The 13,363-nt window shown below is 44.5% G+C and carries 9 protein-coding genes; 6 read left to right on the top strand and 3 right to left on the bottom strand.

The window, feature by feature from the left end; genetic code table 11:
* Positions 1 to 344 precede the first annotated feature (344 nt).
* Entirely contained in the window at positions 345 to 863 is a 519-nt protein-coding gene (locus DP114_RS15745) for a COP23 domain-containing protein (RefSeq protein WP_171976537.1), read from the bottom strand.
* A gap of 323 nt (positions 864 to 1,186) precedes the next feature.
* Here DP114_RS15745 and DP114_RS15740 point away from each other — a divergent pair, with 323 nt between their 5' ends.
* The 4 genes from DP114_RS15740 (at position 1,187) to DP114_RS15725 (ending at position 5,998) form a co-directional block, all read left to right on the top strand.
* Positions 1,187 to 2,701: an AAA family ATPase gene (locus DP114_RS15740; protein WP_171976536.1), complete on the top strand. Its 1,515-nt coding sequence runs from the start codon at positions 1,187 to 1,189 to the stop codon at positions 2,699 to 2,701.
* A 195-nt stretch (positions 2,702 to 2,896) separates the two neighbouring features.
* Positions 2,897 to 3,445, top strand: a complete 549-nt coding sequence (locus tag DP114_RS15735; RefSeq protein ID WP_169268502.1) for an SH3 domain-containing protein — start codon at positions 2,897 to 2,899, stop codon at positions 3,443 to 3,445.
* A 974-nt stretch (positions 3,446 to 4,419) separates the two neighbouring features.
* Positions 4,420 to 5,367, top strand: coding sequence for an alpha/beta fold hydrolase (locus DP114_RS15730; RefSeq protein ID WP_171976535.1), 948 nt, complete (start codon positions 4,420 to 4,422; stop codon positions 5,365 to 5,367).
* A gap of 298 nt (positions 5,368 to 5,665) precedes the next feature.
* The gene (locus DP114_RS15725; protein WP_169268500.1) at positions 5,666 to 5,998 is read left to right on the top strand and encodes a DUF433 domain-containing protein; all 333 of its coding nucleotides are present in this window, start codon (positions 5,666 to 5,668) and stop codon (positions 5,996 to 5,998) included.
* Positions 5,999 to 6,078: 80 nt separating this feature from the next.
* On the opposite strand, the gene DP114_RS15720 is transcribed toward DP114_RS15725, so the two are convergent.
* Together DP114_RS15720 and DP114_RS15715 are read right to left on the bottom strand one after the other, a co-directional pair.
* Positions 6,079 to 9,429 carry a tetratricopeptide repeat protein gene (locus DP114_RS15720; RefSeq protein ID WP_172195223.1) on the bottom strand — a complete coding sequence of 1,117 codons (3,351 nt, stop codon included), beginning with the start codon at positions 9,427 to 9,429 and terminating at the stop codon, positions 6,079 to 6,081.
* Between the two features lie 60 nt (positions 9,430 to 9,489).
* On the bottom strand, positions 9,490 to 9,867 hold the full coding sequence (locus DP114_RS15715; RefSeq protein WP_169264827.1) for a hypothetical protein: 378 nt from the start codon (positions 9,865 to 9,867) through the stop codon (positions 9,490 to 9,492).
* A gap of 548 nt (positions 9,868 to 10,415) precedes the next feature.
* Between DP114_RS15715 and ilvA the strand changes: the two genes are divergently transcribed.
* Positions 10,416 to 11,927: a threonine ammonia-lyase, biosynthetic gene (gene ilvA / locus DP114_RS15710; RefSeq protein ID WP_171976533.1), complete on the top strand. Its 1,512-nt coding sequence runs from the start codon at positions 10,416 to 10,418 to the stop codon at positions 11,925 to 11,927.
* Between the two features lie 253 nt (positions 11,928 to 12,180).
* On the top strand, positions 12,181 to 13,287 hold the full coding sequence (locus tag DP114_RS15705; RefSeq protein WP_216670002.1) for an SMP-30/gluconolactonase/LRE family protein: 1,107 nt from the start codon (positions 12,181 to 12,183) through the stop codon (positions 13,285 to 13,287).
* Positions 13,288 to 13,363: the final 76 nt, after the last annotated feature.

The following is a 13,363-nucleotide window of genomic DNA, read 5'->3' as shown; positions in this document are numbered from 1 at the left end:
TCAATTGATTTATAGGAAAATCTGACCGAAACTATTTTAGATTAAAGAAAAGCCGATTTTAGATTGGGTTAACTCGTAAGACTAGAAGCGATTGAACTCTTTGAAATCCTGAACTTTAGCAAAATTCCTCAATCTCAAATCTCAAATCGCAAATCCAAAATTGATTGACGGACTTTGTTCCGCCTCAAGCTCCGCACTCTTAGCTTGGGCTGAGCGCAGCCGAAGCCGGTGGAGTTAATCCAAAATCTAAAATCCTAAATCCAAAATTGATTGACCACTGTTTTGATCTTGCTATCTCACTAAGCGCGAACCACGAAAGTTTGACGTATCCAAACTAGGATACCTTACTCAGCGTCACTGCGCTCCTCCCTGAGTAATTGATTCATATCAATATAGGTTTGATGAGATTCATCATCAGATTGAACAATCGGACCACTAGCGGTGTAACCCATTTGTCTGAGATTTTCAATCACTTGGCTTGCATCGTCACTTGCTCTGAGTGTGAGTAACAAATAGTTACAAGTTCCACCATATCGACTGGCGGCACATAAAACCTTTTGACCATTCATGGTTCCAGTTGTGAGATAGTTTAGCACACCGTCAACAGAAGCAGTTTGAAATCTCGCAGAAACAGCCTCACAACGTGCTCTTTGGGAAAATTTATTATTCCAATTTCTTTGCCAGCTAATGAGTGGAATTTTTCTCCCTAAGGCGTTGCGAGCGTATGTTGTTGGTACGCCATCCCTATTTACACCACAAAAGTATGTATTAACTTGAGCATAGGTAGGGTGAATTATAGTAGTAAAATAGCCAAGTGCGATCGCACTGGCAGCTAGGATATTTGCAAATAATTTGGCATTCATGGTAGTGCTCTTGTTCCGAAAACGAAGAAGTGATATTAACTACATGCTTGCAATCAATCAATCGTGAGCTTCTCCAAAAGGATGAAAAAATATTCTTAGTTAATATTAATTAGGGCATTTTTATTTTAATACTTAATTATCAAAGGATTAAAATTTCCAAATATTTTTTTACCTATTCCATTGTCAAGAAAGATACATTTTTTTGTAACTGCGAGGCGTGGATTGAACGATCGCGAAACACAGGAAACAGAAAAAGTTGTTAGACGCATGACAACCCTTAACAATGAGAGAAAGAACTAACAACATACTTCTAACATCTACTTATGAGCTTCCGTGACGAATTTAAACTGCTACTACGCGCCCGCTACCCTTTGATTTACATCCCAACATACGAAGAGGAACGGGTTGAAAGCGCTATCCGGGAAGAAGCTGCGAATCAGGGTAACCGTCCAGTGTATACTTGGGATTTTGTGGATGGTTACCAAGGTAATCCGAATGATGCGGGTTTTGGTCGTCGTAACCCTCTACAAGCTTTGGAATTGGTGGAAAAACTGCCAGCTTCTGCGCCTGCGGTGTTTATTTTACGAGATTACCATCGGTTTTTAGAAGATGTGGCGATCGCCCGCAAACTCCGCAACTTCGCCCGACTCCTCAAGTCTCAGCCAAAAAATATCGTCTTACTATCTCCAAAAATTGCGATTCCCGACGACTTAACAGAAGTTCTCACTGTTCTGGAATTTCCCTTACCCGCAGCAGCCGAAATTAAAATAGAAGTCGAACGCTTGTTAGCTGCTACTGGTCACTCTCTTCCTACTAAAGTGTTAGATGACTTGGTGCGCTCCTGTCAAGGACTCTCGATGGAACGCATTCGTCGGGTTTTAGCAAGAGCGATCGCCACTCACGGAGAATTGCAGCCAGAAGATGTAGACTTGGTTTTGGAAGAAAAGCGCCAAACAATTCGCCAAACCCAAATCCTCGACTTTTACCCAGCCACAGAGCAAATTTCTGATATTGGTGGACTAGATAACCTGAAAGATTGGCTTTTGCGTCGGGGTGGTGCATTTACCGAAAGGGCGCGACAATATGGTTTACCGCATCCCCGTGGTTTAATGTTGGTGGGAATTCAGGGGACGGGAAAATCGTTAACAGCCAAGGCGATCGCTCATCACTGGCATTTACCTTTGTTGCGTCTGGATGTGGGAAGATTATTTGGGGGTTTGGTGGGTGAATCTGAATCTCGCACACGACAAATGATACAAGTCGCCGAAGCCCTTGCACCTTGCGTTTTGTGGATAGATGAGATTGACAAAGCCTTTTCCGGACTTGGTAGCAAAGGTGATGCGGGAACCACGAGTCGTGTTTTTGGTACATTTATTACCTGGTTAGCCGAGAAAACCTCACCTGTGTTTGTTGTTGCGACTGCGAACGATATTCAAGCATTACCACCAGAAATGCTGCGAAAAGGACGCTTGGATGAAATTTTCTTTGTTGGTTTACCCAGCCAAGAAGAAAGAAAAGCCATTTTTAATGTACATTTATCTCGACTGCGCGCCCATAACTTTAAAAATTACGATATTGACAGATTAGCTTACGAAACACCCGATTTTTCTGGCGCAGAAATTGAGCAAACTTTGATTGAAGCAATGCACATTGGATTTAGCCAAAATCGCGACTTTACGACCGATGATGTTTTAGAATCTGCCAGTCAGATTATACCACTAGCACGAACTGCCACAGAACAAATTCAGAAATTGCAAGAATGGGCAGCAGCTGGTAGGGCGCGTTTGGCTTCCAAGCATAGTCCTTTAAGCGATCGCATTCAACGCCAGCCCCAATAATAAGTTCGCAGTTATGAATTATGAAGAATCAGAAATTTCATAATTCATAATTTATAGCAGTTGGCAGTTACCAGTTACCAGTTACCAGTTATCAGTTATCAGGTAGGAAACGAACAAAGTCCACCTCTTGTTTACTGTTCACTGTTCCCTATTTCCTGCTATATAATTCAAAATTTGTAGTGTGAGGTTCTGACTATGGTGATTGTGAACGTACTGAAATATACGCTTGGGATTTTATTGGCGATCGCTATTTTAGCTGGGGGCGGATTTGCGACTGCTTTATATGTGATAAATCGAACTACTATAATCCCCCCAAAACCAATTTATGTTAATGATAGCCCCTCTGTGAAAGGAGAAAATCCAAAAACTGTCCCTAAAGGAACCAAAGAAACTTCTACGGTTGCGGTTAAACCTAAAGCCTCAGCCAAACCAACACCCAAGCCTACCCCATCTGCAAAATCATTACCACCTGGAGCTTACCGTGCGCGTATCACCTGGAAGCAAGGCTTAATTTTGCGAGGAGAACCAAAGCAAGAAGCTGAACGTATTGGTGGGGTTGGGTTTAATTCAAAAGTTATCGTTTTGCAAGAAAGCCAAGATAAAGCCTGGCAAAAAATTCGCACTGAAGGTGAAGAAAAAGAAGATGGTAAACAAGAAGGTTGGGTAAAAGCAGGTAACACCCAAAAAGTTGACGAAAGTGATTCACCGCAGAAAGAAAAGCCTGAGCAAAAAAACGATCAATAGTAAATTTTTACATTAAAAGACAAAAATTAACACCATTTTTTCGACATGAAATGTATCTGGAAAGTATCTGCTCGTACGTGAAGTCCTGTGTAAGGAAAGTATTAACTGATAGATATCAAGTTGTGTTCAAAAACCTCACCCTGCCCTGTCGGGCATCCCTCACGCCAGCTGCAACAAGCGCGGCTCGCCTAAGGAGAGGGAAAGATTTTTGCTACGCAAAAACCGAGGGTGAGGTGAAACGTATGAATGCAACGCGCGTATTAACCAGTACCAAACGGGATAGAGATGGCGAGAAATTGTTTGCGAATTCATCATGAGAACGATTCGATTCAACTTTTTTGGCAACTTGGCATCTAAAAAAATCCCTCACCAAAATCGGCAAGGGATAATGTGCATCTTTTTGCTTATATCTAATTAGATGTTGGGGAAATTAACTTATGCAGTTGTGTGGAAGGGATGAAAGCGCTCGCACTAAGAAATTGTCTTTAAGGGATTCCCTGGCGACGCAACCCTGGCGGGCTTTAGGCTTGGCATCTAAAAAATTCCCCCACCAAAATTGGTAAGGGATAATCTGTATCTTTTTTTCTTTTACTAATTAGATGCCAAGGAAATTAACTTATGCAGTTGTGTTGTGCGGAGGGGATGAAGGCGATGGCGATGCTTCCCTGCTGCTTTACTGCAGATAGCACTGAGGGGGATGAACCCCTAACACAAATTAGCCATTTCGTATATAAAACTATATATCTGGGATGCACAAATCTAGCTGGGGTGCATGGATCTAATACATTGAGTGACCTTCACTGTTCGTTTTTGGTTTTTTAGGTTCGTGAAGGTCATTTTTTTTGGTTTATAACAGATGAAAATCCAATAAATAATAACCCAGGTAGTGCACCTTTGTTAACGGGGGTGAGGTAATAGAGCCGCAACTTGGTATTAGAATAATTATTAAAAGGTACTTAACATTTCTTTATATCATGCAGGGAACAACAGCCCCTTCTACAACCCCAATTCCTGGTAAATATTGGCAGTGGCGAGGGCACAGCATTTATTACGTCAAAGCCGGAGAACCAAAAATTCAACGCCCTCCCTTATTATTGGTACACGGTTTTGGTGCATCTACGGATCACTGGCGCAAAAACATCAGCGGATTGTGTAACGATTTTGAAGTTTTTGCGATTGACCTTTTGGGATTTGGGCGTTCTGCGAAACCTAAACTAGAATACAGTGGTGACTTGTGGCGCGACCAACTCAATGACTTTATTACAGAAGTGATTGGTCAAAAGGCAGTCTTAGCAGGTAATTCCCTGGGAGGGTATGCAAGCTTGTGTGTTGCAGCACAACGCCCTGATGCAGCAGCAGGTTTGGTTTTGCTCAACAGTGCAGGTCCTTTTAGCGAAAACCAGCCTTCACCAGAACCAGAGGCTTTACAATCTGAAATTGAGCCTCCCAAGCCAAATGAAAAGCTACAAAAACTCCTGGGTGAAATTGTCAAGTGGATTTTGCAACAGCCTTTAGCCCAGTTTTTCTTATTTCAATACATAAAACAACCTTGGGTGATTCGCCAAACTCTAGAGAAAGTTTATCTTGACAAAAGTGCCATCACAGACCAATTAGTAGAAGAAATTTATCGTCCTGCTTGCGACTCTGGGGCTATGGATGTATTTTTGTCTGTGTTTAGCACTCCTCAAGGGGAAAAAGTTGATACGCTGCTCAAGCAATTAACTTGTCCTCTGTTACAGTTGTGGGGAGAAGCTGATCCTTGGATAAGTGCGAGAGAACGTTCAAACAAGTTTCGGCAATATTATCCTGAACTAACAGAATACTTCTTGCAGGCAGGTCATTGTCCTCATGATGAGATACCAGATGAGGTGAACCGTTTGTTGCGTGATTGGGTTTTGTCTACAGTTATGAGTTCGTCGTGACTCTGCTGTGAGTTACTGTAGGGGAGCCAGTGCGTTGCGGGGGTTCCCCCCGTTGTAGCACCTGGCGTTGTGTTAGGCGCATATTTCAATATGATTTGTAACGAAAAAGAGAAAAGCCCCTAGCGCACCAATGTATAACTTAACTCGTCTTTCAATGGCTCAAGATAAAGCGATCGCATGCTCGTGATTTGATAGGTTTAGGTGGACAGATTAGTGGTAGTTTCATCCAGAGCATCGCTTTTTGTTATGTCATAGCGTTAAGCTAAAATAACCTCAGAATCTTGCCAAGTTTAGACCGATGCAATTAGAAGATTATTTTGACTTTTTGTCACCCGATGATATTCGTCTAAAAGGACATCGCATTGGGATTGATAATGTGCTTGATTATTATTTGGAAGGATACACACCGGAAGAAATTGCAGCTAATCTGCCTACTCTGGGCTTAGAGCAGATTTACGCTACTATTACTTATTATCTGCACAATCGTGCCCAGATGGATGCCTACCTGTCACGTTTGACAAACAGGCGTGAACAGCGTTACCAAGAATGGATTGCTAATCCTTCACCTTTGGTACAACGCTTAAGAGTATTAAAAGCTCAAAGAACTGAACAGCAGGTTAGTGCTTCGTGAAGGTGCGTTTCTTGCTTGATGAAAATTAGTCTCAAGCACTCAACGACGAGTATTTATAGTGCGATTCAATTACCGCACGATCAAAAATATCCCCGCCTCAAGCAAATTGCGTAATTTCTCCGAACCGTCATTGTACATAGATGATCTACTCCTAAGTGTCGCTCACAAATCTCCAACGCTTGTTTGTACAAAGGTTCAGCTTCTGCGTATCTTCCTTGGGAACGGTAGAGTTCTGCCAGGTTGTTGAGGCTTTGTGCGACATCAGGATGTTCATCTCCCAGCAGGCGTCGCGATAGTTCCAAAGCTTGTTGGAACAAAGGTTCAGCTTCTGCGTATCTTCCTTGGGAGTAGTAGATTCCCGCCAGGTTGTTGAGGCTTTGTGGGATATCGGGATGTTCATCTCCCAGCAGGCGTCGCGATAGTTCCAAAGCTTGTTGGAACAAAGGTTCAGCTTCTATGTATCTTCCTTGGGAGTAGTAGATTCCCGCCAGGTTGTTGAGGCTTTGTGCGACAGAGGGATGTTCATCTCCCAGCAGGCGTCGCATTAGTTCCAATGCTTGTTTGTACAAAGGTTCAGCTTCTGCGTATCTTCCTTGGGAACGGTAGAGTTCTGCCAGGTTATTGAGGCTAGTGGCGACAGAGGGATGTTCATCTCCCAGCAGGCGTCGCATTAGTTCCAATGCTTGTTGGTGCAAAGGTTCAGCTTCTGTGTATCTTCCTTGGGAATCGTACAGTAACGCCAGGTTGTTGAGGCTGAGTGCGATATCAGGATGTTCATCTCCCAGCAGGCGTCGCATTAGTTCCAAAGCTTGTTGGAACAAAGGTTCAGCTTCTGCGTATCTTCCTTGGGAGTAGTAGAGTAACGCCAGGTTGTTGAGGCTAGTGGCGACAGAGGGATGTTCTTCTCCCAGCAGGCGTCGCGTGAGTTCCAATGCTTGTTTGTACAACGGTTCAGCTTCTGCGTATCTTCCTTGGGAACGGTAGAGTTCTGCCAGGTTATTGAGGCTTTGTGCGATATCGGGATGTTCATCTCCCAGCAGGCGTCGCCTTAGTTCCAAAGCTTGTAGGTACAAAAGTTTAGCTTCTGCGTATCTTCCTTGGGAAGAGTAGAGTCCCGCCAGGTTGCCGAGGCTAGTTGCGACGGAGGGATGTTCATCTCCCAGCAGGCGTCGCGATAGTTCCAATGCTTGTTGCAACAAAGGTTCAGCTTCTGCGTATCTTCCTTGGGAGTCGTAGAGTCCCGCCAGGTTGTTGAGGCTGAGTGCGACATTGGGATGTTCATCTCCCAGCAGGCGTCGCGATAGTTCCAATGCTTGTTGCAACAAAGGTTCAGCTTCTGCGTATTTTCCTTGGGAGTTGTAGAGTTCTGCCAGGTTGTTGAGGCTGAGTGCGACATGAGGATGTTCATCTCCCAGTAAGCGTCGGTATAGTTCCAATGCTTGTTGGAACAAAGGTTTAGCTTCTGCGTATCTTCCTTGGGAGTTGTAGAGTAACGCCAGGTTGTTGAGGCTGAGTGCGACATGAGGATGTTCATCTCCCAGTAAGCGTCGGTATAGTTCCAATGCTTGTTGGAACAAAGGTTTAGCTTCTGCGTATCTTCCTTGGGAGTTGTAGAGTAACGCCAGGTTGTTGAGGCTGAGTGCGACATGAGGATGTTCATCTCCCAGTAAGCGTCGGTATAGTTCCAATGCTTGTTGGAACAAAGGTTTAGCTTCTGCGTATCTTCCTTGGGAGTTGTAGAGTAACGCCAGGTTGTTGAGGCTGAGTGCGACATGAGGATGTTCATCTCCCAGTAAGCGTCGGTATAGTTCCAATGCTTGTTGGAACAAAGGTTTAGCTTCTGCGTATCTTCCTTGGGAGTTGTAGAGTAACGCCAGGTTGTTGAGGCTGAGTGCGACATGAGGATGTTCATCTCCCAGTAAGCGTCGGTATAGTTCCAATGCTTGTTGGAACAAAGGTTCAGCTTCTGCGTATCTTCCTTGGGAGTTGTAGAGTAACGCCAGGTTGTTGAGGCTACTTGCGACAGAGGAATGTTCATCTCCCAGGAGGCGTCGCGTTAGTTCCAATGCTTGTTGGAACAAAGGTTCAGCTTCTGTGTATCTTCCTTGGGAGTTGTAGAGTAACCCCAGGCTGCTGAGGCTAGTTGCGACAGAGGGATGTTCTTCTCCCAAGCGCTTTTTTGTAACTTCTAAACACTGCTCATACCAAGGTTCTGCTTGATCATACAATCCCTGACTATTGTAGAATGAGGCATTACCGAGGAAAGCCCAGATCAAATCCTCATCGCTGACATATTCAATAAGATTGTTGGCGACTTCTGCTATATGAGGTATGACGGGAGAGATAGCGGTAATTTGTTCACGAGTCAGAGTTTGAGGAATCTCTTTGGCGACTGCTATCATTGCTGTGGCAAAAGCATATTGAAGATTCCCCCAAGTTGCCAGAAAAGCTGGGGCTTTAAGATTCGCTTGAAAAAATTCCCTCAGCAGTGGATGCAATTGATAAATTCCCTTTTCCTTACGCTGTAGCAAATGCAAATTCAGCAGCTTATCATCCCGACTTTCTTCTAACTCTTCTGCATCTACATCGGCTAAGCAAAATTCTATCAACTGCCAAGGTATCGGTGCAGGTGCAAATAAACTCAGCAAACACGCCAGCTGCTTATCCGTGTTGTTTAATTCCTGCCAACTCAACTCAAAGGCGGCTTGCACACCCAGTTGTGCTGTCATGTCGTCTTCTGACTTCACAAGGGCTGGTTGTTCTAATCTCTTTTTCTCCAACCTCCGCAACATATCTTCTAGGGACAAATCTTCTTTCCGTGCGAGATACCGCCCGACTAATTCTAACCCCAAGGGCAAATATCCCAGCCATGCACACAAAGATTCTGCTTGTGCAATTTCTTCATCAACCCGTTCTGCACCAACGAGTGTTCGTAATAACTCCAGCGCCGCTTCTGGTTGCAGCACACCTAATGATAATTTCGGAATTTGCCCAAAGTGTGCTCTTGTTGTCATCAACACCTTAAACCGGGAAGATGATGGTGGGAGATACGGCTTAATTTCTTTGTATTTCGCCACATCATCCAGCACAAGCAGCACTTCACGTTCACGCCATCGCCGCCAGCAGTATGCGACTTGCGCGAGTAAATCAAAATCCGGCGATATTTCTGGTGGGTTTAAGTCAAGGTGAGTACGCGCAAACTGCACCAACTGCACTCCCACATCCGCAGCTTTCGGAAGTAACCAACAAATTCCACCTTGGTAAGCTTCGCGGTGAGTGTTTGCATATTGAAGCGCCAGTTCGGTTTTCCCTACTCCACCCATACCAGAAATGGCGGCTATTGCTACGCAGTCATTTTTCTGCAAGAGTTGATGGAGGTGTTGCAGTTCTTCTTCACGTCCGACGAACTTTGTCGCCCCACTTAAGGGCAAATTCTGCGGTATTCCAGTAGGGGGATTTAACTTTGTCCGTTCCCATTCGGACGACTGCAGTCAGAAATTAAAAGTATTGCCAGAAATACTATTAGTTCCGCCTTTAACGTTTATGCCTTGCCAATTTTCAATAATTGTTTTTGTCAATTGAGGTTGTGCTTCATTTGCCACAGCTGAGACTGCTTGAGCAATTTCAGAGTCTTTTTTTGCCGCTTTCTCGACTTGTTGTCCAATGAGAGAAGCTTTACCATAATCTAAAGGTTGCTTTTGAGCTAATTCTATAGTCTTTGCCGTGTCAGGTTCTTTACGCTTGAGAAGTAATAACAATTTCTCGCCTTCGTTCCAAGCCTTTTCCCCGATGATTTCACCTGTTTTTTCAAAACTTTTAGTGATGACTAAGGTGGCGATCGCCGCTGCTGTGAGTGTTGCAGGTTCCATAAACTAGCCCCGAAACCAAGATGACATTTAGTTATATCTACCACTTTATCTTGGAAGATTTCGGAAAATGACTAATAGGTTTGGAACCTCACCCTGCCCTGTCGGGCATCCCTCTCCTTGTTAAGGAGAGGGAAAGATTTTAGCGTAGCTAAAAGCGAGGGTGAGGTTCATAATTCGGAATATTTTTTATAAAAATCTGCTTTTTGTGGTATAAAAACCGTGCAAAAAGCAGATTTTGTTTCATAGGAAGGTCTTAGTGCAAGTTTTTCCAAACCACAAGTAACTACACCGTGGATAAGTACAGTTCCTGATATCGCAATCCTCTTTTTTTAGACCTTTATTAATGGTGATGCGTACTTAGTTTTCCCTTACACCCCTACAACGCCAGGTGCTTCAAGTCGGGAAACCCGCCCAACGCACTGGCTCCCCTTACCCCCTTACACCCTCCCACAACTGCTGGATCTCGTTGCGTAACTCCTGTATGTCATGCTGACAAGTTTGGCGGTAAAATTATCATCCATCCGGCATTTACCAACCTGTTGACGCCCATGCTTTGCGACTACCTTGTACAAATCCTGACTGCCCGCGTGTACGATGTTGCTCAAGAAACGCCCTTGGATTATGCTCCCAATCTATCCGCACGACTGAATAATAAACTCCTACTCAAGCGGGAAGATATGCAGTCAGTCTTTTCCTTTAAGCTGCGGGGTGCTTATAACAAGATGGCGCAACTACCGCCGGATTTACTGGTACAAGGTGTGATTGCTGCATCTGCGGGAAACCATGCCCAGGGCGTTGCTCTTGCTGCCCGTCACATCGGAACACGAGCAATTATTGTTATGCCGGTAACCACACCTCAGGTGAAGATAGATGCAGTCAGAGCCAGAGGGGGGGAGGTAGTATTGCATGGAGATACTTACGATGATGCCTATGCCTTAGCCCGTCAACTAGAGGTAGAAAAAGGTATGACTTTTATTCATCCCTTTGATGATCCGTATGTGATTGCTGGGCAAGGAACAATCGGGATGGAAATTCTGCGACAATATCAGCAACCCATCGACGCTATTTTTGTGGCAATTGGTGGAGGTGGACTGATTTCTGGGATTGCAGCATATGTGAAACGGTTGCGTCCTGAAATTAAAATAATTGGTGTTGAGCCAGTGGATGCTGATGCCATGCATCAATCGCTGAAAGCAGGGAAGCGGGTACGCTTACCTCAAGTAGGCTTATTTGCTGATGGGGTAGCAGTGCGGGAAGTCGGAGAAGAAACTTTCCGTTTGTGTCAGGAGTATGTGGATGACATCATTTTAGTTGATACAGATCATACTTGTGCTGCGATTAAAGACGTGTTTGAGGATACACGCTCGATTTTGGAACCAGCAGGTGCATTGGCGATCGCCGCTGCAAAAGCCTATGTCGAACGAGAACAAATCCAGGGACAAACGTTAATCGCCGTTGCCTGCGGTGCTAACATGAACTTTGATCGCCTCCGCTTTGTTGCTGAACGAGCAGAATTGGGTGAACGCCGCGAAGCCATTTTTGCTGTCGCGATTCCTGAAGAACGGGGCAGTCTTCGCAAGTTTTGTGAATGTATTGGCAGACGCAATCTAACTGAATTTAGCTATCGCATTGCTGGTGATAAAGAAGCACATATTTTTGTGGGAGTGCAAATTCAAAACCGTGCTGATGCAGCAAAGATGGTTAAAACCTTTGAAGCTAATGGGTTCAAAACCATAGACTTAACCGATGACGAACTGACAAAATTGCACTTGCGGCACATGGTTGGTGGACACTCTCACCTTGCTAAGAATGAGTTGCTCTACCGTTTTGAGTTTCCTGAACGTCCCGGTGCATTGATGAAATTCGTCAGTTCCATGAGTCCCGATTGGAATATCAGCCTCTTTCATTACCGCAACAATGGGGCAGATTACGGGCGAATTGTCGTGGGAATGCAGGTATCTCCCCACGAAATGGAGCAATGGCGAGCATTTCTGAATACGCTGGGTTACCGCTACTGGGATGAAAGCCAGAATCCAGCATACAAGTTGTTTTTAGGATGAGGCAATGCTAATCCTAAGTACATCACGCCCCATAACTAAGGGTTGAATATTAGAACTGTAATCTACTAAAATTAGATGAATCACAGGTAAAATTAACGAAAAATTATCTTAAATATTGTGTAAATAATCGCAAGGGAGTATTGCTATTTAAAAATTAGAAATAGGAGTATATTCGTGGTTTTGTAAGTACTTATTAACATTTAGATTGCTTGTTAATAAAAGGACAATAAACGTATCTGTAACATTGCAAATTATGAACAAGCTCACTTCATTTGTTCTAGCAGCACTTTTGTTTAGTGGTGGTTTGACACAATTGACACAAGCATCCGCTAACAACAAAAAATGGCATACCAATCAGATTAGCATTACGCATATGGAAGATTTGTCGCCGGTTGACACTAAGGCTCCCACTATTGCTGGCAGAATTGTCCGCTATGATTCCCGTATTAACAGTCTTGTTCCCGCTGATGCCAAATTAGAAAAATTGGCGGATGGATTTCGCTGGGCAGAAGGTCCCCTGTGGAATCGAAACGAGAATTATCTGCTGTTTTCGGATGTGCAAACCAATAAAATCTACAAATGGGAACCGGGGAAAGGGATCTCGACTTATTTGAGTCCCAGTGGATATACGGGGGACACTCCCTTTAACGGACTAGAACCCGGTTCTAATGGGTTAACCTTTGATAGCCAGGGGAGACTGGTGCTGTGTGAACATGGCGATCGTCGCGTTGCTCGGTTAGAGGACAGAGAGAACAACATCAAAACTACTCTGGCAGATCGGTATGACAATAAACGGTTGAACAGTCCCAATGACCTGGTTTACAAATCTAATGGGGACCTGTACTTTACCGATCCCCCCTATGGTTTGCCAACCCAAAGATTTGATGATCCACAGAAGGAACTCCCGTTCAGTGGCGTTTACCGCCTATCGTCCGATGGCAAGTTAACGCTATTGACTGATGAGATTCGTTCTCCCAATGGCATTGCATTTTCTCCAGATGAAAAGATTCTCTATATCGCCGATTCAACCACTAAACAATCGAGATGGCTGGCATACGACGTCGCACCGGACGGCACGCTTCAAAATGGTCGCACGTTTGCGGATGCCTGGAGATGGGAACGCAACCGCAAGGGTTTTGCCGATGGAATCAAGGTTGATCAGGCAGGTAATGTGTACGCTGCTGCACCCGAGGCAGTTTTCATTTTTGCTCCCGATGGGACGCTTCTGGGGAGTATTGAAACGGGTGATAAAACAAGCAATTTAGCCTGGGGAGAAGATGGTCATACCCTCTTTATTACAGCCAACACAGCCATCTATCGCATTCGCTTGACTGCCACAGGCAAGGGATACGGGACTTAAGCAACTGGCACAAAGGGCGGGCGTGGCACAATCCCGCCCCACGGTAATTCAAATTACACCAAACACATATAAACGT

This window comes from Brasilonema sennae CENA114 (assembly GCF_006968745.1).
In the GTDB taxonomy this organism is placed as follows: domain Bacteria; phylum Cyanobacteriota; class Cyanobacteriia; order Cyanobacteriales; family Nostocaceae; genus Brasilonema; species Brasilonema sennae.
The sequence above is the reverse complement of the archived record's forward strand: the minus strand, read 5'-3'. Positions and strand labels throughout refer to the sequence as shown.